The sequence below is a fragment of the Gemmatimonadota bacterium genome (assembly GCA_026706345.1).
Classification (GTDB): Bacteria; JAAXHH01; JAAXHH01; order JAAXHH01; family JAAXHH01; genus JAAXHH01.
This window is the reverse complement of sequence record JAPOYX010000237.1, coordinates 30886-55378: the sequence shown is the minus strand read 5'-3', so window position 1 is coordinate 55378 and position 24493 is coordinate 30886. Positions and strand designations below refer to the sequence as shown.

General features: G+C 61.5%; 26 protein-coding genes. 15 read left to right on the top strand and 11 right to left on the bottom strand.

The genetic code is table 11. The features are described 5' to 3' along the window. The first annotated feature begins 3 nt into the window (after positions 1–3). From OXG98_17040 to OXG98_16985, 12 genes are all read left to right on the top strand, one after another. Positions 4–966 (top strand): nucleoside hydrolase, encoded by a 963-nt coding sequence (locus tag OXG98_17040; protein MCY3773715.1) that lies wholly within the window; start codon positions 4–6, stop codon positions 964–966. After that, positions 963–1697, top strand: a complete 735-nt coding sequence (locus OXG98_17035) for an SDR family NAD(P)-dependent oxidoreductase (GenBank protein ID MCY3773714.1) — start codon at positions 963–965, stop codon at positions 1695–1697. Before OXG98_17040 ends, OXG98_17035 begins: the two co-directional genes overlap by 4 nt. Positions 1698–1887: 190 nt before the next feature. Further along, a complete protein-coding gene (locus OXG98_17030) occupies positions 1888–2535 on the top strand; it encodes an AMP-binding protein (GenBank protein MCY3773713.1) in 648 nt (215 codons plus the stop codon). Then, positions 2532–3692: a CaiB/BaiF CoA-transferase family protein gene (locus OXG98_17025; protein MCY3773712.1), complete on the top strand. Its 1161-nt coding sequence runs from the start codon at positions 2532–2534 to the stop codon at positions 3690–3692. The genes OXG98_17030 and OXG98_17025 overlap by 4 nt, the downstream gene beginning before the upstream one ends. A gap of 21 nt (positions 3693–3713) precedes the next feature. Next, positions 3714–5156 (top strand): cupin domain-containing protein, encoded by a 1443-nt coding sequence (locus OXG98_17020; GenBank protein MCY3773711.1) that lies wholly within the window; start codon positions 3714–3716, stop codon positions 5154–5156. A gap of 12 nt (positions 5157–5168) precedes the next feature. Beyond that, positions 5169–6071, top strand: coding sequence for an aldo/keto reductase (locus tag OXG98_17015; protein MCY3773710.1), 903 nt, complete (start codon positions 5169–5171; stop codon positions 6069–6071). 322 nt (positions 6072–6393) lie between these two features. Beyond that, complete coding sequence (locus tag OXG98_17010; protein MCY3773709.1) at positions 6394–6561, top strand: hypothetical protein; 168 nt, start codon at positions 6394–6396, stop codon at positions 6559–6561. 23 nt (positions 6562–6584) lie between these two features. Beyond that, on the top strand, positions 6585–7424 hold the full coding sequence (locus OXG98_17005) for a serine protease (GenBank protein ID MCY3773708.1): 840 nt from the start codon (positions 6585–6587) through the stop codon (positions 7422–7424). Positions 7425–7528: 104 nt separating this feature from the next. Continuing rightward, entirely contained in the window at positions 7529–8290 is a 762-nt protein-coding gene (locus OXG98_17000; protein MCY3773707.1) for an amidohydrolase family protein, read from the top strand. Further along, complete coding sequence (locus OXG98_16995; GenBank protein MCY3773706.1) at positions 8287–9036, top strand: amidohydrolase family protein; 750 nt, start codon at positions 8287–8289, stop codon at positions 9034–9036. The genes OXG98_17000 and OXG98_16995 overlap by 4 nt, the downstream gene beginning before the upstream one ends. Before the next feature lie 131 nt (positions 9037–9167). Further along, positions 9168–10160 (top strand): GDSL-type esterase/lipase family protein, encoded by a 993-nt coding sequence (locus OXG98_16990; protein MCY3773705.1) that lies wholly within the window; start codon positions 9168–9170, stop codon positions 10158–10160. 13 nt (positions 10161–10173) lie between these two features. Next, positions 10174–11253, top strand: coding sequence for a Gfo/Idh/MocA family oxidoreductase (locus OXG98_16985; protein MCY3773704.1), 1080 nt, complete (start codon positions 10174–10176; stop codon positions 11251–11253). Between the two features lie 38 nt (positions 11254–11291). Here OXG98_16985 and OXG98_16980 read toward each other — a convergent pair whose 3' ends face one another. Beyond that, the gene (locus OXG98_16980; GenBank protein MCY3773703.1) at positions 11292–11873 is read right to left on the bottom strand and encodes an AAA family ATPase; all 582 of its coding nucleotides are present in this window, start codon (positions 11871–11873) and stop codon (positions 11292–11294) included. Between the two features lie 236 nt (positions 11874–12109). On the opposite strand from OXG98_16980, the gene OXG98_16975 reads away from it, so the two are divergent. Together OXG98_16975 and OXG98_16970 are read left to right on the top strand one after the other, a co-directional pair. Continuing rightward, positions 12110–13516, top strand: coding sequence for an amino acid permease (locus tag OXG98_16975; protein MCY3773702.1), 1407 nt, complete (start codon positions 12110–12112; stop codon positions 13514–13516). Between the two features lie 68 nt (positions 13517–13584). Beyond that, on the top strand, positions 13585–15162 hold the full coding sequence (locus OXG98_16970; protein MCY3773701.1) for a thiamine pyrophosphate-binding protein: 1578 nt from the start codon (positions 13585–13587) through the stop codon (positions 15160–15162). A 29-nt stretch (positions 15163–15191) separates the two neighbouring features. Here the strand turns inward: OXG98_16970 and OXG98_16965 are convergent, their stop codons facing one another. The 6 genes from OXG98_16965 to OXG98_16940 all read right to left on the bottom strand — a co-directional run bounded on the left by OXG98_16965 (position 15192) and on the right by OXG98_16940 (position 20176). Next, positions 15192–15455, bottom strand: a complete 264-nt coding sequence (locus tag OXG98_16965; GenBank protein MCY3773700.1) for a hypothetical protein — start codon at positions 15453–15455, stop codon at positions 15192–15194. A gap of 181 nt (positions 15456–15636) precedes the next feature. Further along, positions 15637–16479: a histidinol-phosphatase gene (locus OXG98_16960; GenBank protein ID MCY3773699.1), complete on the bottom strand. Its 843-nt coding sequence runs from the start codon at positions 16477–16479 to the stop codon at positions 15637–15639. 78 nt (positions 16480–16557) lie between these two features. After that, the gene (locus OXG98_16955) at positions 16558–17412 is read right to left on the bottom strand and encodes a sugar phosphate isomerase/epimerase (protein ID MCY3773698.1); all 855 of its coding nucleotides are present in this window, start codon (positions 17410–17412) and stop codon (positions 16558–16560) included. A 98-nt stretch (positions 17413–17510) separates the two neighbouring features. Further along, positions 17511–18743 carry a tyrosine--tRNA ligase gene (gene tyrS / locus OXG98_16950; GenBank protein MCY3773697.1) on the bottom strand — a complete coding sequence of 411 codons (1233 nt, stop codon included), beginning with the start codon at positions 18741–18743 and terminating at the stop codon, positions 17511–17513. A 23-nt stretch (positions 18744–18766) separates the two neighbouring features. Then, entirely contained in the window at positions 18767–19741 is a 975-nt protein-coding gene (locus tag OXG98_16945) for a Gfo/Idh/MocA family oxidoreductase (GenBank protein MCY3773696.1), read from the bottom strand. 87 nt (positions 19742–19828) lie between these two features. Continuing rightward, positions 19829–20176, bottom strand: coding sequence for a hypothetical protein (locus OXG98_16940; protein ID MCY3773695.1), 348 nt, complete (start codon positions 20174–20176; stop codon positions 19829–19831). 473 nt (positions 20177–20649) lie between these two features. Between OXG98_16940 and OXG98_16935 the strand changes: the two genes are divergently transcribed. Continuing rightward, on the top strand, positions 20650–21237 hold the full coding sequence (locus OXG98_16935; protein MCY3773694.1) for a GNAT family protein: 588 nt from the start codon (positions 20650–20652) through the stop codon (positions 21235–21237). 81 nt (positions 21238–21318) lie between these two features. Here OXG98_16935 and OXG98_16930 read toward each other — a convergent pair whose 3' ends face one another. Genes OXG98_16930 through OXG98_16915 form a run of 4 tightly spaced genes read right to left on the bottom strand, consistent with a single transcriptional unit; the run spans position 21319 to position 24477 of the window. Beyond that, on the bottom strand, positions 21319–22128 hold the full coding sequence (locus OXG98_16930; protein ID MCY3773693.1) for a carbohydrate ABC transporter permease: 810 nt from the start codon (positions 22126–22128) through the stop codon (positions 21319–21321). 43 nt (positions 22129–22171) lie between these two features. Beyond that, the gene (locus OXG98_16925) at positions 22172–22588 is read right to left on the bottom strand and encodes a sugar ABC transporter permease (GenBank protein MCY3773692.1); all 417 of its coding nucleotides are present in this window, start codon (positions 22586–22588) and stop codon (positions 22172–22174) included. Then, on the bottom strand, positions 22570–23055 hold the full coding sequence (locus OXG98_16920) for a hypothetical protein (GenBank protein ID MCY3773691.1): 486 nt from the start codon (positions 23053–23055) through the stop codon (positions 22570–22572). The genes OXG98_16925 and OXG98_16920 overlap by 19 nt, the downstream gene beginning before the upstream one ends. A 21-nt stretch (positions 23056–23076) precedes the next feature. Next, complete coding sequence (locus OXG98_16915) at positions 23077–24477, bottom strand: extracellular solute-binding protein (protein ID MCY3773690.1); 1401 nt, start codon at positions 24475–24477, stop codon at positions 23077–23079. Between the last annotated feature and the right edge of the window lie 16 nt (positions 24478–24493).

The window sequence follows — 24493 nt, the reverse complement described above, 5'->3', positions numbered from 1 at the left end:
CGCATGCCCGTCCGTATCATCCTGGACACCGACACAGGGGTCGACGACGCCCTGGCCATTATGCTGGCCATGCGGTCCCCCGAACTGCACGTCGAGGCCATTACCGGGGTATGCGGCAACACGCCCCTCGACCACTGCATGCGCAACATACACATCACGTTGGGCGTACTCAATGCCCCTTCCGCGCCGGAAGTGGCCAGGGGGGAGGACCGGCCGCTCGTCCGCGAGCTTGCCTTCGCCGGGGATATCCACGGAACCGACGGGCTGGGCGACGTGACCCGCCTGAAGGACGCGAAGGGAGTCCGCATATACCCGGATCCGGTGCAACGGGTGAGTCCCGTGCACGCCGTCGATATGATCCTGGAACGGGCAGGCCGGTACCCGGATGAACTGAGCCTGGTCGCCGTGGGCCCGCTCACCAACGTCGCGCGGGCCATAATGCGGGATCCGGATCGAATGCGGGGTCTCCGGCAAATCATCATCATGGGCGGCGCCTTCGAGACCGGGGGCAACGTGTCCCCCGTGGCGGAGTTCAACATCCACGCCGACCCCCACGCCGCGCAGATCGTCTGCGATTCCGGGATCCCCCTGGTCTTCGTTCCCCTCGATGTGACCAGGCAGGCGCTCCTGGACGCCGAAATGATAGACCGCCATGCGCAGGAGGGAGGCGCCAGGGCGACTTTCGTTCGCGACTGCACCGCCCGTTACGTCGCGTTCCACCGGCGCAACCGGGGCGTCAACGGCTGCTTCCTCCACGATCCCCTGGCCGTGGCCGTCGCCATTCGGGAAGATCTCGTCACACTGGTGCCCGCGCGGGTGGACGTGGAAACCGCCGGTGATCTCACCACGGGGATGACGGTCGCCGATCTACGTTCGGCAAGGTGGGGCGAACCCAACGCCAGGGTGTGCACCGCGCTGGACGTACAGGAATTCACCAGAATGTTCGAGGAAAGGGTGCTCTCATGATACTGCAGGGACGCACGGCAATCGTCACCGGCGGCGGACAGGGTATCGGCCGGGCGATATGCGGGATCTTCGCGGAAGAAGGCGCTTCGGTCGTGGCTGTGGATATCGACGAAGCCCGGGCCGGCGAGACGGCCCATCAACTGAATCGGGAAGGCCATGCGGCGAAGGCGGTACGCGCCGACGTCTCGTCGGGCGCGGAGATCGAGGCCCTGGTGGACGGCGTCCTCGCGGATTCCGGCCGCGTGGATATACTCGTGAACAACGCGGGCCTGGCCGTATTCAGGTCGGTGGAACAGTGCACGGAGGAAGAATGGGACCGTGTGATGGCCGTTAATCTCAAGGGACCTTTTCTGCTGGCGAAAGCCCTGCTGCCCACGATGAAGGCGCAGCAGTCCGGCGCGGTAATCAATCTGGCCTCGGTGGCGGGAAAGACCGGCGGCGTGGTGTCGGGCGCGCCGTACTCGGTATCGAAGGCCGGAATCGAGTGCCTGACCAAGTCGCTGGCCCGGGAACTGGCGCCCTGCGGCGTACGGGTCAACGCCATTGCGCCCGGGATCATAGATACCGCCCTGACCGCTAACCACGATCAATCGTTTGTGGATGCGATCCCCCTGGGAGGCAAGGGGGAACCGCGGGACGTGGCCGAGGCGGCGCTGTTCCTGGCATCGGACCGGTCGCGCCATATCACCGGCGAGATCCTGGACGTCAACGGTGGCCTGTTGATGGATTGACCGGCCCGGCCGGCGCACGCAGGGTGAGGCGCACGCAGGGAGGCGGGATCGTGCATACCGTCCGCCCGTCGAGCTTGAGGACGGAATAGTGCTTACAAGGACAGGATTGTGCATATCATGACGGAAGCCGTTTCCAATTTCGCGGTGGATATCGTCGACCGGCGCGCGTGAAGACGGAATATTGCATATCATGACAGAAGCCGTTTCCAATTTCGCGGTGGATATCGTCGATCGGTGCGCGGAGGACCCGGGCAAAGTCGCCCTGCAATGGCAAAAGCCCGACGGCGTGGCGACGGACGTGACCTTCCTGGACCTGAAGATCCGTTCGGAGAAGGTCGCCCACGTGCTGTACCGTCACGGCGTGCGTCCGGACCACCGGGTATTCATCCTGCTTCCGGCATGCGTTGCCTGGTGGGAATCCGTCCTGGGATGCATGCGGGCCGGCGCCGTAGCCGTCCTTAGCCAGGACGCGTCCCCGGCGCAGGTTCTGAAGGATCATATCATCCAGTCCCGATCATCGCTGGTGATCACGACCGATATTGTGGCGGACCTGGTCAATCCTTTCCGGGACGACTGCACCCGGGTCGTCCACTGGCTGTCCGTAGGCTGGGAACGGGAAGGCTGGGTGGACTACGACCGCCGCGTCTCCCTCGCTCCGGCCGGGTTCAAGGCGGCCGATACCCGGGGAACAGACCCCTGCATCGTCGTGTACGACAGGGGAACATCGGCTACCGGGACAACGCACTGTCACGGTGACGAAAGCTACGGCCTCGCGCAGCTCGACGCGTGGCGCGACGGGCTGGCCGTCGCGGTGCAAGACGTGTCCGACCCCTCATGATTCCCGCACTGACCGACTACCTGGTAGTGGATCTCACCACGCAATTGCCGGGTCCGTACTGTTCCATGCTGCTTGCCGACCTGGGCGCCCGGGTGATCAAGGTGGAACCGCCCGGCGGCGATCCCCTGCGCGGCTTTCCCCCGGCCTTCGCGAGCGTGAACCGCGGCAAGCGGGACATCGTGATCGATCTGAAGAACGATGCGGGGCGGGAGGTCATGAGCCGCCTGATCACCCGGGCCGACGTCGTGCTGGAAGGATTCCGGCCCGGCGTGGCTGAACGACTCGGCGTGGATTACCCATCGGCAAGACACCTGAATCCCGCCATCGTCTACTGCGCGATATCGGGGTTCGGACAGGAGGGTCCGTACCGGAACCGCACGGGCCATGACATCAACTATCTCGCGATCGGCGGCCTGCTGGGACGCGGCGATCCGCCCGCGGTCCCTCCTGTGCTGATTTCGGACCTGTCCTCCGGCCTGTACGCCGCGCTGGCCGTCTCCGCCGCGCTGATGCACCGTACGGCCACCGGGGAGGGGCGTTTCATCGACCTGTCCATGACCGACTGCATCCTTTCCTGGATGGCCCTCGATATCGCCGCCGAGGCACAGGACCCGGACGCGGCGCAGGAACAGTTTCTCGGAAACATTCCGCACTACGGCGTTTTCGAGACTTCGGACGGCCGTCACATCAGCCTGGGGATCATCCACGAGGACCATTTCTGGACCCGCCTCTGCGATGTCCTGGGACTGAACGAATGGCGGGACTGGTCTTCCGTGATGCGGTTGAGCAGGGCGGCCGAGATACAGGAAAAACTCCGCACCGTTTTTGCCACGGCGACCTGCCGGGAATGGGACCGGCGACTGGGGGAAGCCGACGTGCCCTGTGCGGCCATTTACAACCTTGACGAGCTACCGCGCGATCCTTATATACAGTATCGAAATCCGTTTTACAGCCTCGTGGCGTCCGACCGATCGGAGAGCCGGCAGGTGAAAGCGCCGTATCGTACGGACGCGCCGGACGCCGATGCGCCGCTCCCGCCGCCCGTCCGGGGCGAACACACGCGCGCAGTGCTTGCGGAATGCGGCTACGCAGAGGATGAGATCGAACGATTGATTCGACAGGGTGCTGTACACGAATCCCGTTTCGGGGAGAAGTAGCCGAACCCCAAAGGAGATATCATGAGTATCCGCGTGCGAAACTGGCGCGACCAGGCACCTTACGTGGGGCATATCAGCGCGCTGGTATGGACGCTGTACCAGTCCCATGACAAGGATGAAACATCTCCGCCGGAAGTGAACCGGCTGCATGGGATCAACAGCTTCGTCAAGCACGGGCTGCAGGGCCATCAGCATTCGGACCACCACCAGCACGACAGCATCGAGCAGCTGTATTTCATCCTTCGGGGGCGAGGCCAACTGACCATCGGGGACGACAAGGTGGACGTCCGGGACGGCACGGCCGTCTACATGCCCGTCAACGTGCCTCACCAGGCGTTCAACGACGGGGATGGATGGATGGAGCATCTCATCGTCAGCTGCCCGCTGGACGAGATCCGGGAGGGCACCCCCGCGGTCCGCGACTGGCGCGACGTCCATCCCGTGGTGCTGGAAGGCGGCACTGTGTCCTGGCCGCTGCTGCTGCGCGAGGAGGAAGTCCCGGCCAGCGAAGGTGGCGTGCTCCAGCGCGTGCACGGTGTGACCCGCTATGCCGTCCAGGGACGGCAGGGCACCGACTGGCAGCAGTTGGACGGGATCGAACTCGTCCATTACGTGCTCAGCGGCTATGGTACCATCGAGGAAGCTGACGGAAACCGGCAACTGGTCACCGATGGATCCGCGGCCCATGTGCTCCCGGGCGTCGCGCATCGTTTCGCCAACCAGGGCGAAGGCTGGTTCGAATACGTCACGTTCGCGGTCGAAGTGGGTGAAGTCGAGATGCCGCAGGAATCAGATGAGGACGCGGATTCCGAGGAAGCGGACGAGGAGTATGGCGTCGAAGAGGCCGTCGCGGCAGCCGTGGTGGCGGAAGTCGACTGGGATGACGCCGAACCGGTGGAAGCCGAAGACGAGATCGAGGACGCGGCTGTCGATGAGATCGATGATGGTGAGGAAGAGGTCGAGGCCGAAGAGTATAAAGGGGAAGAAGCAGCGGATGCGGATGGATCGGGAGATGACGATGACGCCGTCGCCGACGAATTAGACGGTGAGGACATCGAAGCGACGGAGGCCGAGGAAGCGGACGAAGCAGAAGAAACCGAAGAGGAAATCGATGTTGCGGAGGAAGCCAGCGCCGAGGATGGGGAGGAGGGCGGAGCAGGAGACACCGAGGCAGCCGCTGATGACGAAACGGAAGTAGAAAAAGGTGAGGATGCGGAGGCTGCGTTCGAAGAGGAAACGTCCGAAGTAGACGTGGACTACGCTGACGAAGTCGAAGAAGAAGCAGAAGAGGACGAGACAGCGTCGGCACAAACAGTTGACGACGGCGACGAAGCCGAGGACGACGATGATATCGACCTGGAGGACGACGATACGGACTTCGATATCGAAGACGAAGATGAACCCGCCGTGGAGGACGATACAGGAGAGGAAGTCGATGATTCCCCTGATACGGACAGACGGTAATCGAAAGCGTACGTGAACAACCTACCCGCCCGATCGTTCGGGCGAACCGGCATGCGTCCGGCGGCCCTGGCCATGGGAGCCGCTTTTCTGCACGAAAGCCCCGAGGCGGTCGAAGCGATCCAGACCGCCCTGTCGCTGGGTATTAACTACTTCGATACTTACCCGGGCCATCACGAGGAAAAATGGGGTGAGGCGCTGTCCGGCGTACCCCGGTCCTCCTACTATCTGCAGGCCAAGATCGGCACCCATCCCGAACGCAGGAAGGACTTCACCGGGGGGGGCGCCCGGTGGAGCCTGGACCGCAGTCTGCGATCCCTGAAGACGGACTACCTCGATTCCGTACTCGTACACGATCCGTCCGACATGGACGAGTTGTTACGCGAAGGCGCGGTTTTCGACGTGCTGCGCGAGCTGAAGTCGCAGGGGGTGGTCAGGAACATCGGGCTCGGCGCCCGGTCACACGACTGGCACGTCCGGCTGATTGACGAAGGCATCAGCGATGTGTCCCTGACCTTCCTGGACTATACGCTGATCAACCAGTCGGCCGCCGCCACGATCTTTCCGGCGGCAAAGAAACAACGCACCGGGATCATTCTCGCCAGCGTGCAGGGCATGGGGCTCCTCACGGGATTGGAGCCCGATCCGGAACGGGAGCGGGGCATGCATCCCGGCTCCGAGCCGCGCGCGCACAGGGTCTGGACCTGGTGCCGCAAAAACAGCGTCAACATCCGGCATCTCGCCATTCAGTTCTGCCTGGCGGCGCCGGTTGAAAGCGTAGTCATGTTCGGACCGGCGAGTATCCGGCACGTACACGATGCGTACGAGGCCGCCACCGATACCATTCCACCCGATCTGTGGGAGAAGCTCGGGCAGGAAATCGGCATCCGGCCGGGCATGGATGCGGAGCAGCCGTGACGCCTGCATAGGCACCTACAAAGATCCGTTTACGTATCTTCTTGCAAGTTTTCAGCGACAAGAGGCAACCTGAAAACCCGTTGAATCCTGGGTAGTGTATTAGATTGAAATCTACATTGTTTATTTAGTTTAAACTTCGTTGACATGATGTCAACGCAGGGATAGGGTAAGTCACCGTAGTTAAAGAGAACAGATATTACTGTTCTTACCTTTAAAGAAGCAGCCGTAACGTCTCAGCGAAGAAAGGAACTACCAGTGACTGTTTCTACCATAATTAGGTCGTTTTTAACGTCATTCTTTTTGTTCTCGGTAGTCGTAGCATGTGAAGGTAGTAAGGGTCCGGCCGGGCCAGCTGGGTCAACTGGGCCAGCCGGACCAGCCGGACCACAGGGACCAGCCGGATCAGATGGTCAACCAGGGCCAGCCGGGCCAGCCGGGCCAGCCGGGCCAGCAGGTTCCACTGGCGATGGTGGGTCCGGGTCTCCGCTAAATTGGGCAGATGTTCTCGATGAAGTGCCTATTAACGACTACATCTTTGCTTTGGGACTGCAGGTTTATGGCTCCAACTATGTTATCGGCACAGGATTCCGTGCTCACTATTCGGACGCAATCTGGACAAACGCGCATGTAATCAGAGGAATCAACGATTTTATCAACTCCCCGACCACAACAAACTGGCGGGTTTTCGCCACCAAGTCAGGAACACGCATTGGAGGTTCTGATACATACTTTCCGACTACATACTTCGAACATCCTAACTACGATGGAACTGCCTTGTCGCCAGATGTTGCCGTGATTGTGGTGGAATCGACAGAACTGGTCCCTCGATTACTGCCTCGGGAACATGCAACAAACCTACGTGTAGGACAGCCCATAGCAACGCTTGGATTTCCGGACGAAATTGCTGATATTTTTTCGATTGTTCCGATTGCCACCTTCAAGGACGGAACGATTAGTGCATTACGACCATTTCAAATAGGAATTAATCCGACACCTTTCAACACCAGTTTCGTACAGCACAATCTCGATCTTTCGGGGGGAACCAGCGGAAGCCCCATTTTCGATCATTCAGGGTGGATCATTGCTGTGAATAACTCCGGAACAGAGAAGCTCGTGTTTGATGTTAATACTGGACGGCCAGAACGGGTTCCAACCGGAAACATTGGATTTGGAGTTCGTGTTGATGAAGTCTGGCGTTTAGTCGACCATCTCGAGAGTTTGGCGTCAACTGCAAGGATCAACACGAATGGGGAACCCCCTCGTGCCCGGGCTTTATTGTCAGATACAGAATATCCTTACGAAAATTACCAACCATTCCCAACAAACTGGAACAATGTGACCGTAGAACCTTAGTAGATTGGAATCAGTCTATTGCCTTCGTTCGAACACCGGATGGTAAATGCCAAACTGATACGCTACTGAATCCTGAAACCAGCCTCCCAAGGGACCGACACCACATGCCCTCACTGTCTTTTTCGCCCCGTGTACCCGTCATCGACGCGAATGTATGCGTGGGGAATCACCATACCGGTCCATCGCCCTGTCAAAGCCCCGCTCAGCTTCTCGACGAAATGGGTTTTCACGGCGTCCAGCGCGCCCTGATCTACCATGCGCAGGGTGAGCAGATCAGCCCCACGGACGGGAATGTGTATCTGGAGGACTGGCTCGACGCGGCAGGCAGGCTGATCCCTCAGTGGACCGTCGCGCCCGTGGAGATCTCCATCAGGCAGATCGCGGATCTGCACAGCCGGGGGCGGGTGATGTCCGTCCGCCTGCACGACTGCCAGTCCGCCGGCCTTCCTTTTCTCCCGTGGGGTTACGACAACCTGCTGTCCTACCTCTCGGATGCCCGGATTCCGCTGTGGATCCCGCTGATGGACGTGGAAGCGGACCACGTGGTCACGACACTCAAGGCCTATCCCGACCTGCACGCGGTGCTCGTCGGGGCCCACTATACCCACGCGCTGGTCGTTCGCGGCCTGCTGGAAGCGAGTCCCCATGCCGTGCTGGAACTCAGCCGGTACGAACCCATCGGCGAAGTGGAGGCGCTCGTCGAACAGTTCGGCGCGGACCGGTTCATCTACGGTTCCTGGTATCCCCGATACGCCATGGGTCCGATCCTGTTCTACCTGCACCACACGCGCATGAGCGAAGAGGAACTCGCGCGGGTCTGTGCCGGAAACGCCGAGCGGCTGCTCGGACTCACGGAGGGGTCATGATTGACGGTACGAGGGTAATCGACTACCACGGTCACGTGGGCCGGTGGGAACGTTACGGCATGGTGGACGACCCGGAACTCCTGATGGGGGCCATGGACGCCGTCGGTATCGATGTCGCGTGCCTCTTCCACATATTTCACCCGGACGGGACCACGGGCAACGATCTGACCGCGAAATTCGTCGCCCGGAACCCGGACCGCTTCGTGGGTTTTGCCTATGTCTCGCCGACCATGCCCGACCGCATGGTGCCCGAACTGGAACGGGCGATCGACAAACTGGGGTTCCCGGCCATCAAGCTCTACCCGCCCTATACTCCGTGGCCCTTCAACGAGGAACCCTGGCATCCGATCTACGAATTCGCCCAGGACCGGGGACTGGCCATCATTTTCCACACGGATCACTTCATCAACAGCCGGCCCCGTTACTTCGAAGACCTTGCGCCCGCCTACCCGCGGGTGAATTTCGTCTCCGCCCACTGCGGCAACGTGCCGGAGGCTCGCGCCGAAGCCATCGCCGCCGCGCAGAAGTACCCGAACGTCTACCTGGAGACCTGCTCGACGTACCGGACGCCCGGCGTAATCGAAGAACTGGTGGAAAAGGGCGGGGCTGACCGCGTGCTGTACGGATCGGACATGCCCCTGATGGATCCCAGGCCGCAGATCGGCAAGATCATCACCGCCCGGATATCCGACGAAGCGAAACGCATGGCCCTGGGTGAGAACGCGGCCCGGCTGCTGGGCATATAGGCGGCCCGGGTGGCCCAGACAACCCAGGCGATCCAGGCGACCCAGGCGATCCAGGCGGACCAGGCGATCCGAATGCGTTTCGATGACACGCTTTCAATAATAGCTGATCACCCTCGACTCTGGAGGTTTGCGTGATTCTCGGTCAAGCTGAACTGCACAACGTACACGAACTGCTGGACGACCCGGGAGGAACGGGCAGCATCTGCTGTCGCGTGCCGAACGACCTGCGCGTGACGCTGAACGAATCGGCGAAGAACAACGCGCTGCAGGCGTCGGGATGCGAAATCCGGTTCAATCTGGAGGGCCAGCGGGCGGTCATCACGCTCCAGAGTCCCGAAGGACCGACGCTCGCGGAAGTATACCAGGGCGATTACTTCAGCGCGCTGCACATCGTCGACGCGGCTCCAACGCGGATTGTCGTGGAACGCCCCGATACCGAGCCGGTCATGCGCCGGGTCGCCCCTTCCGACGCGCGGTTCGATACCGGCCTCAGCCGGGTCGTCCTGCCGTGGCGACCCTCGGTCCGGCTGATCTCCATCGAGGGGGAGACTTCGCTCCCGAGACCGGACCAGGCCCCGAAAACGCGTTACCTGGCCTACGGTTCCTCGATCACCCACGGCAGCACGGCCGTCCGGCCCACGGGCACGTATCCGGCCCGGACCGCCGAGATCCTGGGCACCGATCTCTTCAACCTGGGATTCGGCGGTGGCGCCCACATGGAAGCGGGCATGGCGGACTACATCGCCGGCCGGGACGACTGGGACATCGCGACGCTCGAGATGGGCATCAACGTGGTGCAGTCCTTCGACGTGGACGAGTTTCACCGGCGCGTGGAGTACTTCGTAACGGCCATTGCCGACGCCCATCCCGACGACTGGATCTTCTGCATTGACATCTTCCCGTGCCTCTATGATTTTATGGGCGTCGAGAAGTGCAAGACTTTCCGGTCCATCGTGGCCGAACGCGTCAGTCAGTTGAACCGTCCGAAACTTGTACACATTCCGGGAGACGCCATGCTCCGGTCCAACAACGGACTGACCGTGGACCTGGTGCACCCGGCGCCGGGGGGATTCGAAGAGATGGCGCGGAACCTCGCGGACATCATTCGCGCCCGACGGAAATAGCCGTACGGAGAGCGTGAGCAACGAAGATGGACTCAACAACCAGAACGAAAAGGGGAACTCAATGGAAACCATACGCGTAGGCGTAGTCGGCGCCGGCGCCAATACCGTTACCATGCACATACCGAAGCTCCAGGCCATCGAAGGAGTGGAGATCGTCAGCGTGTGCAACCGCAGCCGCGCGTCCTCGGAGCGCGTGGCGAAACAGTTCGGCATCCCGACCATATACGAGACGTGGACCGAGCTGATCGAAGCGGACGACACCGACGCCATCGTAGTCGGCACCTGGCCCTACCTCCACTGCGCCACGAGCTTGGCGGCCCTGGCGAACGGCAAGCACATCCTGTGCGAGGCGCGCATGGCCATGAACCACGAAGAGGCCCTGCTCATGCACGACGCCGCGCAGGGCAATCCCGACCTCGTCGCCCAGATCGTTCCGTCGCCCATGACGCTGTGGGCCGACAAGACCATTCAGCGGCTGATCGCAGAAGGATTCGTGGGCGACATACTCAGCGTAGAACTCCGCTCCTCCGGCAGCGACTTCATCGACCGCGACGGCCCCATGCACTGGCGGCAGAACACAGACTACAGCGGGATGAACATCATGACCATGGGCATCTGGTACGAGGCCATGCGACGCTGGGTCGGGGATCCGCTTTCGGTTTTCGCCCAGGGCAAGACCTTCACGAGAATGCGCAGAGACGCCGATACAGGCGTGATGCGCGCCATACGGGTGCCGGAGCACGTCGACATCGTGATGGACATGATCTGCGGCGCGTCGGCCTATATCAAGATTTCGACCGTCCAGGGCCTGGCCAACGAAAGCGAAGCCACGATCTATGGAAGCGAGGGCACGATCCGCATGGGCGACAGCAAGCTTTACGGAGCCCGCCGGGGCGACGACGCCCTGTCCGAAATCGAGATCCGGCCCGAGGACCACGGAGAATGGCGGGTGGAAGAGGAGTTTGTCAACGCCATCCGAGGGTTGGAAAAAGTGTCCCATACGCCTTTCGACGTCGGGATCAAGTACATGGAGTTCACCGAGGCCGTGAACCGCAGCATGGCCGAAGGCAAGGCCATTTCCCTGCCCCTGTAGGAAACGGGACCCGCGGGTTAAGAAGCTGGGCCGGCTTGTTACGAGGAAGTGACGCGGCCCACGTAGGCCAGGACCGCGTCGATCATGTCTTGCGGGGTCGACTCGTTTACCACGGTGAAATCCGCCATGGCGATGGGACCCCCCTTCTCGATATTCTCGATCTCCGCATGATCCCGCTTCCGGGCCTCGTCCGCCGTGAGAGGCCGCATACGGTACTGGGGGTCGCGCCGCGCGTCGTGCACCCGGTTCTCCAGACGCCCGTACCGGGTCTTCGGCGAGGAGACGACGGCCACCACGTGGATGCGCTCGCCGTAGGCTTCCTTCAGGATCTTGTGCTCCGACCAGGAGTACAGCCCGTCGATCACGACGTGGCCGTGTTTCAGGCCTTCCGCGATGGCGGGAAGCGAAAGCAGCGCGAAAGCCCCCATCCCGTGGTCGCGCCGTAACTGCTCGCGCATCTCCTTCTCGTTCTCCGGGTTTACTTCCCGTCCTTCTTCCCTGAGCCGGTCGATGGTCACCTGGCCGAAACGAATGTGGCGCCAGCCCCGGGCGACCAGGCATTCGGCGGCCGTCGACTTGCCCGATCCGGTCATGCCAACGATGGCGACGATGAGGTGCATTTCAGGTCTGGATGGTGGTGGAAACAGGTTCGGAACCGGGGATCTCGGGCGTGGGCCCTGCCCCCGGTCGATGACGGGATTCGGGCCGAATATACTGATCCGGCGCCGCCCTGTCAAACGGGATGTGCGCGGGGTATATTGTCCTTGACGATCACCCCGCTTCCAATTTTTTTTAAGTTTCTTTCCTGTTTTCAAAGGCACGCAATCGCTGTTCATGACGACACCGGAGGAACAGCATGGCTGAACAAGTACCGGAACCGGAGCGCGTCGGGAACCGGTTTCAGCTCGAAACCGAACTGGCCCGGGATCTCGGCCTGGTCGCGGCCACGACGATCATCGTCGGCGGCATCATAGGGTCCGGCATATTCGGCGCCCCCGCGGGTATCGCGGCCGTGCTGGGTTCTCCCGAACTGTTCCTGCTGGTCTGGGTGATCGGCGGGATGCTTTGCTTCTCGGGTGCCCTGTGCTTCGCCGAACTGGGTGCCATGATGCCCCGCACGGGCGGCATCATCGTGTATCTCCGGGAATCCTATCCGCCCTTCGTGCCCTTTCTCTACGGGTGGACGGAAACCGCGGTGATCTGTCCCGGCGCGCTGGCCGCCGTCGCCATGATCTGCACCTCGTACATCGGGTACTTCGTACCGGAGATCTCGCTGGAAAATGTGCTGATTCAGGCCGGACCGCTGATGGTCTCGACCCAGCACCTGGCGATCTTCGCTGTCCTGGCGCTGCTTGGCGCCGTCAACTATGCGGGTGTGCGATTCGGAGGGATCATATCCAACGTGTCCACCTTCGCCAAGGTCGCGGCCCTGCTGGGGCTGGTATTCCTCGCCCTGATCGTCGGCGGATCCGCGGACCATTTCTCCACGCCGTCCGCCACGGGCAGGGAAATGAGCCTCTTCGGCGCGCTGGGAACGGCCATGGTCGGCATCCTGTTTTCGTACAACGGCTGGTATAACACGAACAACGTCGCGGGCGAGGTGAAGGATCCCAGGCGGGTGCTGCCCCTGGCCATCATCATCGGACTGAGCCTGTGCATGCTGGTCTACCTGGCGGTAAACTGGGCATACCTTTACGTCATGAATATCGACGAAATCGCCCGGTCGAATCAAATTGCGGCCGAGGTAGCGGAAAGGCTGATCGGTCCGGTCGGCGGATCGCTGACCTCCCTGGCGGTTGTCGTGGCCACCTTCGGAACCCTCAACGCCAACATCATCTACATGCCGCGTATCGCCTACGGCATGGCCCGCGAGCGCCTCTTTTTCAGCTGGTTCACCCGAGTGCATCCCAGGTTCCGAACGCCTTCGCGGACGATTACGACCCTGACCATCCTGGGCATGGCCTGGAGCCTCGTCGGCAACTTCATGGAGATCGTCCTGGCGGTGATGTACGTGCTCTTCGTGTTTTACGTGTTGAGCGTAGTCGCCGTATTCATCCTTCGCCGCAAGTATCCCGACGCGCCCCGTCCATTCAAGGTGTGGGGTTATCCCGTCACGCCGCTCTTCTTTATCGTCGTGTCGCTCGGATACATCGTATCGACGGTCGTTTTCAGTTTCAGCGAGGCGCTGCCGGGGATTATCGTGCTGCTCCTCGGCGTGCCGGTTTACCTGCTGTGGTTCCGCAGGCAGGTGGCCGGTGAATAGATTCAAGGCCAGGAATTAAACTTCAGGCCAAGGCATGGAGTTCAGATCAAGGATTAGAGGAGAAGCAGATGCCCAGAATGAATGGCGGCGAAGCACTGAGCCGGTCCCTGTACAATAACGGCGTGCGCGTCGTCTTCGGCCTGCCGGGAGCGGGTCAGTACGAAGCCATAGACGGCATTTACCAACAGGAGGGCATGCGCTACATCACCACCCGCAACGAGCAGGCAATCAGCTACATCGCCGACGGCTACGCCCGCGTGAGCGGCAAGCCGGGGGTCGGCCTGGCTGTGGAGGGCCCCGGTTTCTTCAACACCACGGCCGGACTGGCTACGGCCTTCGCACAGTCGTCGCCCGTGCTGCTAATCACGGGAGACCACCACGGAGTGCACGAGCCCGGCCAGCCGAAACACGACAGTCTGGGCGAATATGGCGCCTTTTCGAAATGGGCGGGCCGGGCCGAATCGCCGGCGGATATACCTGGCCTGGTGCGTGAAGCGTTTCGCCAGCTCAATACCCCACGGAAGCGTCCCGTCATCCTGGAGGTAGGCCCCGATATATTCAGATCCGCGGAAGAGGTTGAACTGCTGGCCGCCGAATCCTATGCACCCGCGGCGGGCGACGAGGCCCATCTGGATCACGCGGCGGAACTACTGGTCCAGGCGAAACGGCCGCTGATCTGGGTTGGTGTCGGGGCATCGGAAGGTGCGCCGCTGGTTCGCAAGCTCGCCGAACATCTGGGCAGCCCGGTCGTCAGCAGCCGCAGCGGAAAGGGCATCCTTCCGGCCCGCCATCCCCTCTCGCTTGGTATGTGCGAGACGCGATTCAAACCGCTGAAGGACCGAGTGGATGCGTGCGACGTGATCCTGGCGGTGGGTACGTCCACCGACCTGGGCAGCCGTCTGGCATCCCAGACGGTAATACGAATCGACGACGATCTCTCCCAGATCAGCCAGGATGGCGCCCATACCCACGGCATTCTCGGTGACGCCGCACTGAGCCTCGAAGTCCTGTTCGATCGCGTGTCCGCCCGGACGGATCCCAGGCCCAACGTCACCGAAGATATCCAGGCGATCAATGCCCATCGCTTCGGGTCCGGCGAGCAACTCCAACCGCAAGGCGCTTTCATGGACGCCATGCGGGCGGCGATACCGGACGACGGGATCTTCGTGGGCGGGATGAACCAGATGGGATACTACAGCCGGAACTACTACCATTCCAATTCCCCGAGGGGATACCAGACTTCCTCGCACCACGGCACCCTCGGCAGCGTGTTCCCCGTGGGCATCGGCCTGAAGATCGGCCGGCCCGACCGGGCGGTCGTCGTGGTCTCCGGCGACGGAGGCATCCTCTACAACCTCCAGGAGCTCGCCACGGCCGTGAAGTATGGCGTTAACGTGGTGACAGTCGTGTTCAACGACAACGCCTACGGCAACGTCTGGCGTGCCCAGATGGAGGAATTCGACGGCCACGTCGTCGGCACCGAACTCCACAACCCCGATTTCGTCAAGCTGGCCGAAGCCTATGGCGCAAGGGGAGTTCTGGCCGAGGACGCATCACAGTTGGAAGCGGCCGTAAGCGAAGCCGTTTCGGCGGATACTCCGACACTCATCGAGGTGCCGGTCGGTCCCTGGGACAGAATGTACTAGGTACCGAATTGAGCGTTCTTCGTTTTCCTTCAGTTTATTGGTAAGAGATCCCAGATTTTCAGTAACGCGAGGGCAGTTACAGGCACCAGGGCAATTGCCCATTTCAGTATTCTGTTTTCCCTGTCCGCCGCTTCGGTTCTTGATTTTTCGATTTCGGTTCTTGATTTTTCGATTTCGGCACGTATCTCGCCCATTTCCTTCTTAATGTCAATGAGCTGCGTCATCAGCCATTCATTCTGAAGGACGATCGGTGTGCCAGGAGAAGGCGACGATGGGTTTTCAAAGTCACTCATTTAGACACCTCTCTCATCCAATCCCGGACTGGCCCCGTCTACATATCCATCAACCGAAACATCTTCTTCTTAGCATCGATACATTACCGTTAGTCGATGCTGTTATGAATTTCTCGAGTAAAAAAGCCGTTTTGTAGAAGATTCCTTAACTGGCTGTGAGCGTTTGGGATGTCGTTCCACTTCACGCGGGGCATTTCCATTTCAAGTCGAATCCCGCAGCCCGCAGTATGCGCACGCCCTCGTCCCAGAACTGGTCGATGTTGCCCACGCCGTGGGAGTCGTCCCCGGGCACCACGGCGATGCCCATCTTCCGGGCCTGCTCGAGCACCGGGCGGGCAATATAGGGCTCTGGCTGGCCCTTTTTTAGCGCGGCCAGGTTGAAGTCCATGATCGACCCCAGGTCCCGGATCGCTTCCAGGTTACGCACGACTCGTTTCCACACGAAGGGTTTGACCAGGCGCGCCCTGTAATCCGGATCGAAGATTCGGACCAGGTCGAAGTGCCCGATCACCTCGGGTGAAAGCGTCGTGATCACCTCGTACTGGCGGTCGAAGTAGGCACAGTACAACTCGTCCACACCTCCTGCTGTTTCTGCCGCCGCCCGGTACCACTCCGGCGACCCATCGAACAACTCGTCATTGATCTGGTGCAAGGAGCCCACGATGTAATCGGGCTCGAACTCCTTCCGCACGGCGGGCACCCAGCTTTCATAGCCCGTGTACGCCTCCGCCTCGAAGGCCACCAGGATCCGGATCTCCGAGGCGTATTTGTCCCGGAGCCGCCGGCAGGTCGACATGTACTCGGCAAAACGGGCCTGTTGATCGACGGCGCTCAGGCCGGCGTCCAGCTCATCGGGGTAGCTCAGCTCATCCTTCTCCGGCGGCATGTGCTCGGTGATGCCCACCCAGGCGTACCCGTGGGCGATATAGGCTCGGACGATGTCCTCCAACTGATCCTCCGCGTGACCGCAGAACTGTCCGCTGTGGCCGCCGTGGACGGAAACGCGTTCCGGGGATGTCGTCATCCTTTACCTTTCTTCGACTGCATCGATAACTCGCGCTGCACTATGCGATCCCGCAGGGACTATGCGATTCCGCCGGGACTACGCGATTCCGGCGGAAGTCCATGCCCTGTGCATGGCTTCGGCCGTTTCGCTGAGCGCATTATGCGGTGCCAGTCCGTTCACCCGGGCGCTGAAGGGCTCCGCCGTGACGGGCCCGTCGTAGCCCATGGCGTCCAGCACGCCGAGGAACCGGGCTATATCGAGGACGCCGGTTTCGCCGGGCAGGCACCGTTGGTTGTCGATCTGCTCGTCGACCGGAATCCCGGCCGGCGCGTCGTTGACGTGCACGTTGACGATGTCGTCGTTGCCCAGTTTCGAGAGATCTTCCCAGGTGCCGTGGGACGTATACCAGTGCCACAGGTCCAGCAAAAGCCCCACGTGCGGGCCCAGGTCGCGGCAGAGCGCCAGCATGCCGTCCATGGTGCAGATGAATTCGTGCTTCTTTCCCACTCTCAGCGTTTTCGGACCGATGAACTCCAGGCCGAACCGGCAGCCGTATTTCCCGAGGATTTCGGCGACCGGCCTCAGCCGCTCCACGTGAAAGGCGTAGTTTTCGTCGAAAGTCCGTTCATTCGAATAAGGCAGCACAACAGTAGTCGTCCTCAGGGCGCCGATATCCCGCGCCAGGGCGGCGTAGCTTCGCAACAGGGCCAGTTCTTCCTTCCACTTCTCCCTGCTGCCATGCCATTCGACAGGCAGTCCCCAGTTCCCGGTACGCCGGCCGGTTCTCGCGAAAAAACCGCTGACCTCCTCGAGAGACGTCCGCCCGACCAGTTCGGCCACGTCCGGCATGTTGAGATCGACCCCGCCGAACCCGTGTTGCGCGGCCATATCCAGCGCCTCGGGCAGAGAAGCGCTGATGCCGATCATGCCGGGATTCAGGTTCTTGAACATAAGAAAAAAGAAAAACCCGCGCGTGGCGGGGATGAGCGAAAAAGATCAAGGAATGACAGCAGGTGCGGTGCCGCGTACGCGATCGTCCGCGTCAGGTCTCATCCGGTCTTGACGCGCTGAAAACGCTTCTTGCCGGCTCTCAGCAGCAGGACGCCTTCGTCGTCGAGATCTCCGGTATCGAGTACACGCTCGATCGCGGACACCTTTTCGCCGTTGACGGATGCGCCGCCCTGCTGAATCAACCGGCGCACTTCGCTCTTGCTCTTGCCCAGTTCGGCTTCCAGGAACAGATCGACGACGTTGATGCCGGCTTCCAGGCGATCACGGCCTATTTCCACGGTGGGTACGTGGTCGCCGCCATCCCACGCGCCGCCGAACACGCTCCGGGCGCCGCGCTCCGCCTGGGCCGCTTCCTCCTCGCCATGGGTGATTTTTGTTGCCTCGTAGGCCAGCACTGTTTTGGCGTCCCTGATTTTCTCGCCTTCCAGGGCGGACAGTTCCAGGATCTGCTCCATGGGCAGGAAGGTAAAGCGGGCGAGGAGGCCCGCAACGTCCCGATCGTCGACGTTGATCCAGTACTGATAGTAGTCGTAGGGCGAGGTCAGGGCGGGATCGAGCCACAGGGCGCCGCCCAGGGTCTTGCCCATCTTGCTTCCGTCGGCCGTCGTCAGCAGGGGCGTCGTGACCGCCTGGGCCGCGGCCCGTTCCTTTCGCCGGATCAGGTCGACGCCGGCCACGATGTTGCCCCACTGATCGTCTCCACCCAACTGCATCGTGCATCCGTAGTTTCGGAAGAGCATCAGGAAATCGTAGGCCTGGAGAATCTGGTAATTGAATTCCAGGAAAGTCAATCCCTTCTCCATGCGCAGCTTGTAGGCTTCGGCCGTCAGCATGCGGTTCACGCTGAAATGCTCCCCGATTTCCCGCAGGAAAGAGACATAGTTCAGGCTCCGCAGCCAGTCCGCGTTGTTGACCATCAGCGCTCTTCCGCCATCGAAGTCGAGATGACGTTCAAGCTGGGTCTTGATCCGGGTGATGTTCTGATCGATGGCCTCCGTAGCCAGCATGGGCCGGAGCTCGTCCTTGCCGCTCGGATCGCTGACCATGGCCGTCCCGCCCCCCACCAGGGCGATGGGCCGGTGACCGCCGCGTTGGACGTGGGCCAATGCCATGATCTGGACGAGGTGGCCGACGTGCAGGCTGCTCGCCGTCGGGTCAAAGCCGATGTAACAGGTCACGGTCTCTTCGTCGAAGGCGCGGGCGACCGCCTCTTCGTCCGTGACCTGGGAGACGAACCCCCGTTCCCTCAACACTTCGAATGCGCTGGACATGCTGTGCTCTTCCATCTTCCGGGTTACGGGGTTACGGACTTTCCCGTCTTCGACGATTCGTAGACGGCCAGGATCAGCGCGAGGGACTTCTTGGCTTCCTCGCCCGTTATGCGGGGAGTTCCGCCGTGGCGGACCAGCCGGACCATGTCCTCGATCACGTTGCGGGGGCCCTCGTACTCGAAGGGGTCATCGATCGATTCTTCCGGGATATGCCAGGTAGCGACCTTGTTCCCGGCCGTAATGACCAGACCTTCCGTGCCGTGGAGTTCCACGCCGGCGGGGATGGTGACGGGGCAGGTCGTCGTCCCGAGAATGGTTCCCACCGCACCGCTCCCGAATTTGATCATGGCCATGCCGAGGTCTTCGGATTCGATGTGGTGGTTGAACACCCCGATCTGGCCCTGGACAGATTCCGGCGCACCCATGAACCAGACCAGGAGATCTATCTGGTGCACGGACTGGTTGATCAGCGATCCGCCGCCGTCCAGTGCCCAAGTGCCGTGCCAGCCTTCGTAGTAGGCGTCGTTCCGGAACCACTTCAGACGCACTTCGCCCAGGATCATCCTGCCCAGGCGGCCTTCGTCCACGGCCTGCTTGACGCGGACGTTGTCGGCCATGTACCGCGCCTCGAAATCGACGGCCAGGATCACGCCCGCCTCGCGGCAGGCGTCGATCATCCGGTCCGCCCGTTCCAGATTGACCTCCACGGGCTTGGTGGTGATGACATGCTTGCCCGCCTCCGATGCCGCGATGGCAAAGTCCGCATGGGTGCCGCTGGGCGTCATCACGGTGATGACGTCGATATCGTCCCGGTCGAGGAGGCGCCGGTAGTCCCGGTACCAGTCGATCCCGTATTCATCCGCGGCTTTCCGGCCCCGTTCTTCGTCGAGTTCGGCGACCGCCACGAGTCTTGCGCCTTCCGTCTCATGAATGAAACGGGCGCGTACGGCGCCCATACCAAGCCCTATCACGCCGAAGCCGACGGAATCGGTGCTCACGTCAATACCCCTTCTGTTTTTTGGAGTTTTCAAGGCCGGTCCCGGTCAGCGGATTCCCAACGGGACCGGCGTGCGATGCAACGCCATTCATTCTTCGAACCGACCCGAACCTACCGTCAGGAACTCGCCCGCCAGCAGTTCGCGCAGGATCTCCACCTTGTTCCCCGTGCGCCGATGCAGGTCCGAAAGGACCTCCTCCCCGGCGAGCTCGTCGACACAGCCGACGTGCTCCACGTACTCAGCCACGAGATCCTCGTTCCATTCTCCATCGATGTTGGCGGTTACGTAGACCGAAAAGGCTTTTACCGGCATCGGATAATCATCCGGTATCATCACCTGCACATCACGAATCACTTCATTCACTCGAATCGACTGGACACTCTTCTCCTTCAACTCACGAATCATATCGTTGAGATCGGTGAATGTAAGCTTCATGGATAGGCTCCTCCCCGGCCACGGGCCGTATACCTGCTAATCGGTATGACAGCACAAGAATGAAGGACGCAACGCAGGCAGCCCTGCTCAACGTGTTGCGGCCCGAAACAATGGTAATTCCGTTCGTGGCATTGATCTGCTGTAAGGCTACGGGTGAGGCGCTATCGTGTCAAGCGGTTTTTGGGGGAAAGAACAGCCTGGTACAGAGGTCCGAACGAGGTGCCATTGCATCGTTGTGACAAATTGCAGGTAGTATTTCAATTTTACAATAATGAAGGCCGTTTCCGTTTCATTGAACGGGTTGATTGGAACCTGTACAAGACCGTTCGGGATGTACCAGACCCCGCTTGACAATACTTTCCCTTCGACCTAACTTCCAGATTGACGAACAGTGGATATAACGCGAAGACAAGCGCCTGCCCGCCGGCTGTTTTCGGCACTGCGAGGGGCACGAAAGCAGAAGGGAGTCCTCCATGCTGGAAGAAATCCTGGCCCAGGAATACCCGAAGACGGAGACGCTGAAGGACGGCACGAAGGTTACGATCCGCCCGCTCGAATCGGACGACGTGGAAGCGCTTTACGCCTTTTTTCAGTCGATCCCGCGCAAGGACCGGATCTTCCTGAAAGACGACATCCGGGATAAGAGCATCATCGAGGGATGGTGCAGCAATATCGACTGGGACGTCGTCATTCCCATCGTGGCCATCGTGGACGGCGAAATCGTCGCCGAGGTGTCGCTGCACCGCGAGCGCCGCGGCTGGAAGAGCCATATCGGCAAGCTCCGCCTCGTCGTACACCCCGATTTCCGGCGGCAGGGACTGGCCGTCGAAATGATCAACGAATTGATCTCCGTAGCGCTCCATACGGGGTCGATCGAGCAGCTCAACGCCGAGTGCATGGTGGACGTCCAGCGGGGCGCCATCCTGCTGCTGCAACTGGTCGGTTTCGTGCAGCGGGCCATCCTGCCCGCCCAGGTCCGCGACATCGAGGGCAGCCTGCACGACCTGGCCCTCCTGTCCTACACCCTGCGGGACCAGGAAGACTTCCCGGCGCTGGACTAGTACCGGAGCCAGGCCGAATCGCACCGCAGACGCAGAATAGCAGCTTCCGGCGGGACCTCCACCTGCCGGAAACCCGGCGTCTTACCCCTTCACCGCGCCGATGGTGATACTCCGCACGAAATAGGGCTGGAAGACGAGGAAGAAGGCGATCATGGGCAGGGCTGAGACCGCGGCCCCGGCCATGAGCAGGCCGTAGTCGGTATAGTACTGGTTCTGCAGGGAGTTGAGCCCGATCTGCAGCGTCATCATCGAACTCCTGTTGATCACGATCAACGGCCACAGGAACTCGTTCCACACGCCCATGAAGGTGAAGATGGCCAGGACGCCCATCCCTGGCTTCGCCAGCGGCAGGATCACCCGTTGAAACACCCCCCACTCGCCGCATCCATCCATGCGCGCGGCCTCGATGAGTTCCGTGGGCAGCGTCTGCAGGAACTGTTTCATCAGGAAAATTGAAAAGGGCATGATCAGCGCCGGGACGATCAGTGCCTTGTAGGTATTGATCCAGTCCAGTTTGACGATCAGCGCGTAGAGCGGGATGATCGTCAACTGGCTCGGGACGAACATGAGGCTGATCACCGTCCAGAAGATCGTCTGGCGTCCCGGAAAGATCTTCTTGGCCAGCGTGTACCCGGCGAGGGTGCCGAGGAGCACGTTGGATACCGTCACCGTGCCCGTCACGATGAGGGAATTGGACATCCAGGCGAGGATCTCGGAACCATTGAACAGGCGGGCGAAGTTGATCCACGACGCCGGCGACGGCACTAGGCTCGGCGGAAAGGCGAGGACTACCGACGGCGTCTGGAACGCGGTAACGACGATCCAGTACAGCGGCATCAGCGTCAGTACGGCGAAGAGCGCGAGCAGGACCCGGAAAACGTATGGAAACATGGCTGTCCTGTTTTAGCATTGTGCGGGGTTTTGGCGACTCGAATCAATATTCCACGTCGCTGGCCAGCCACTTGTACTGCAGTACGGCGATGCCGGCCAGGCTGAGGGAAAGCAGGGTCGCCTCGGCGGAGGCCTTCCCGAAGTCGAAGTACTCGAAGGCGTCGGTATAGATCAGATACACCAGCGTGGTCGTCGCGTAGTCCGGGCCGCCTCCCGTCATCATGAGCACCTGGGTAAACACCTGGAAGGAGGCGATCGTGCTGGTGACGAGCAGGTAGAGCAGCGTCGGGCGGAGCAGGGGCAGGGTGATCTTCCAGTACTGCCGCCACGGGCCGGCCCCGTCCAGACGCGCCGCCTCGTAGTAGCTGGACGGGATGCCGCCCATGGCGGCGGTCAGCAGCACGATGGCGGCGCCGTGCCCGCCCATGATCGCCATGAACATCAGGGAGGGCAGGGCCATCTGGGGATCGCTGGTCCACAGATAGGGCCCCAGCCCCGCGAAGGACAGCACGTAGTTGAGCAGCCCCGGGCCGGGTTGAACAGCCAGAGCCAGACCAGGGAGAGGATCGCCCCGGACGTCACCACCGGGAGGTAGAACGCCGATTTGAAGATGACCTGGGCCCAGGCGTATTTCAGTCGGAAGATGACGTAGGCCAGGAACAGCGAGATCAGCAGGCTGGCGGGCACCACCCCGCAGGTGTACAGGGTCGTGATGCCCAGCGCCTTCCAGAAGAGGTCGTCCGACAGCGCGTAGGCGTAGTTCTCCAGGCCGGTCCAGACCGGTTGTCCTCCTGGAAAGTAATCGGCGAAACCGAGGAGGATCGTCGCGGCCATGGGCAGCATGTTGAAGACCGCGAAAAGCAGGAGGGGCAGGAGGAGGAACAGATAGGCCCAGCGTTCCTTGTAAACAGTTCGTATGAGGCGCAAGACGATAGGACCCTCCGGCGCTTACCCCGCCCCCGCGCGCAGGCGGCGTTCGATGTCTCTGCGTATGAACCGGTTGCCCCGCCTGGCCAGGTCGTCGAGCGCCTTCCTGGGCGTGGCCTGCCGGGACATGGCGGCCTGGAACGCGCTCAGCGTCATGTTTACCAGGGGGATGCCGTACCCCTGTATGGCGTCTTTCGTGCCGTATCGCGCCACGCGCAGGACGTATTGCTGGAAGGGATCGTCGGCCCAGACGTCCAGTGCGGAATACCTGGTCGGCAGGGTGGACAGGGCGTAGGCGGCTTCCCGTTCGTGCCGGGTGTTGGTCAGGAACTTCGCCAGGGCGATGGAGAGTGCCCGTTTTTCCTCGTCCTCCTGCCTGAACACGCAAGGAGAGTCGGCCACGACGAAAGCGCCGGGATCGATCCCGGGCAGAGAAGGATACATCATGGGGTAGAGTTCGATGACCTCCTCTTCGATCACGCCGGTCGCCAGCGCGCGCTCGTGGGCACGCCGGGTGCCGTGGTAGGCCTGTCGCATGGCGAGCCGGCCCGCGTTCCACAGATCGGTTACGTCGTTGTTGCGCAACCCGGCGGAGCCCGCCGGCACCACGCGGTGTACGTGCTCCAGGTCCACCAGGAACTGCAGGGCCCGTACACCCTCCTCGCTGTTGATCACCAGGCTGTCGCCGCTTTCGTTGAACTGACGGGCGCCGTGTCCCCAGAAAAAAGGCATCTGGTCCTGCTGCGGAGAGTTCCGCTGGAAAGGCATGGCGAAGCCGTATACGTCGACCTTGCCGTCTCCGTCGCGGTCGAAGGTCGTCGCGCGGGCGGCGGCGAGGAACTGACCGCAGGTCCAGAGCCGGTCGCCCTCGCTCGGCAGCAGATGCACGGCGTCCCGTTCCCGGAAGATCTCCAGGTTCGCCATCATGTACCGGTTGCCGCCGATGAAGGGCAGGAAGTAGTGCCTGCCCTGGTATTCGCTGAAATCGTAGAAGGGGCCGAAATCCCTGATGTCTTCCTCGGAGAGATCGTCGTCGAAGGCTTCCAGGAGCCCGAACCGGGCGTATTTCAACGCGATGCCCGACGTGCTGATCAGGACGTCGGGCGGACGTCCGGACGCCACGGCGATGTCGATCTTCTGGAATCCGTTGGTCCAGTCGAGCGTTTCGATGTCGATGCGGATCTTGCGGTCCGGATACAGCGCCTTGAAATCGCGAGCGACCTTGTTGTACCAGTCCTTGACGGTGTACTGCGCCCGGCGCGGATCATCCAGCGGGACGCCGTCCAGTTCGTGGCCGGTGACGCCGACCCAGTAGTCCTGGGTCCAGAGCGTAAGCCGGATCCCGTCTTCGTCCGGCGGAGCCTCCGCGGAGCAGGCGCACAGTCCGAGCAGAATCGATCCGATCGCGATGAATTTGCCCATGGCGCAACCCATTTCA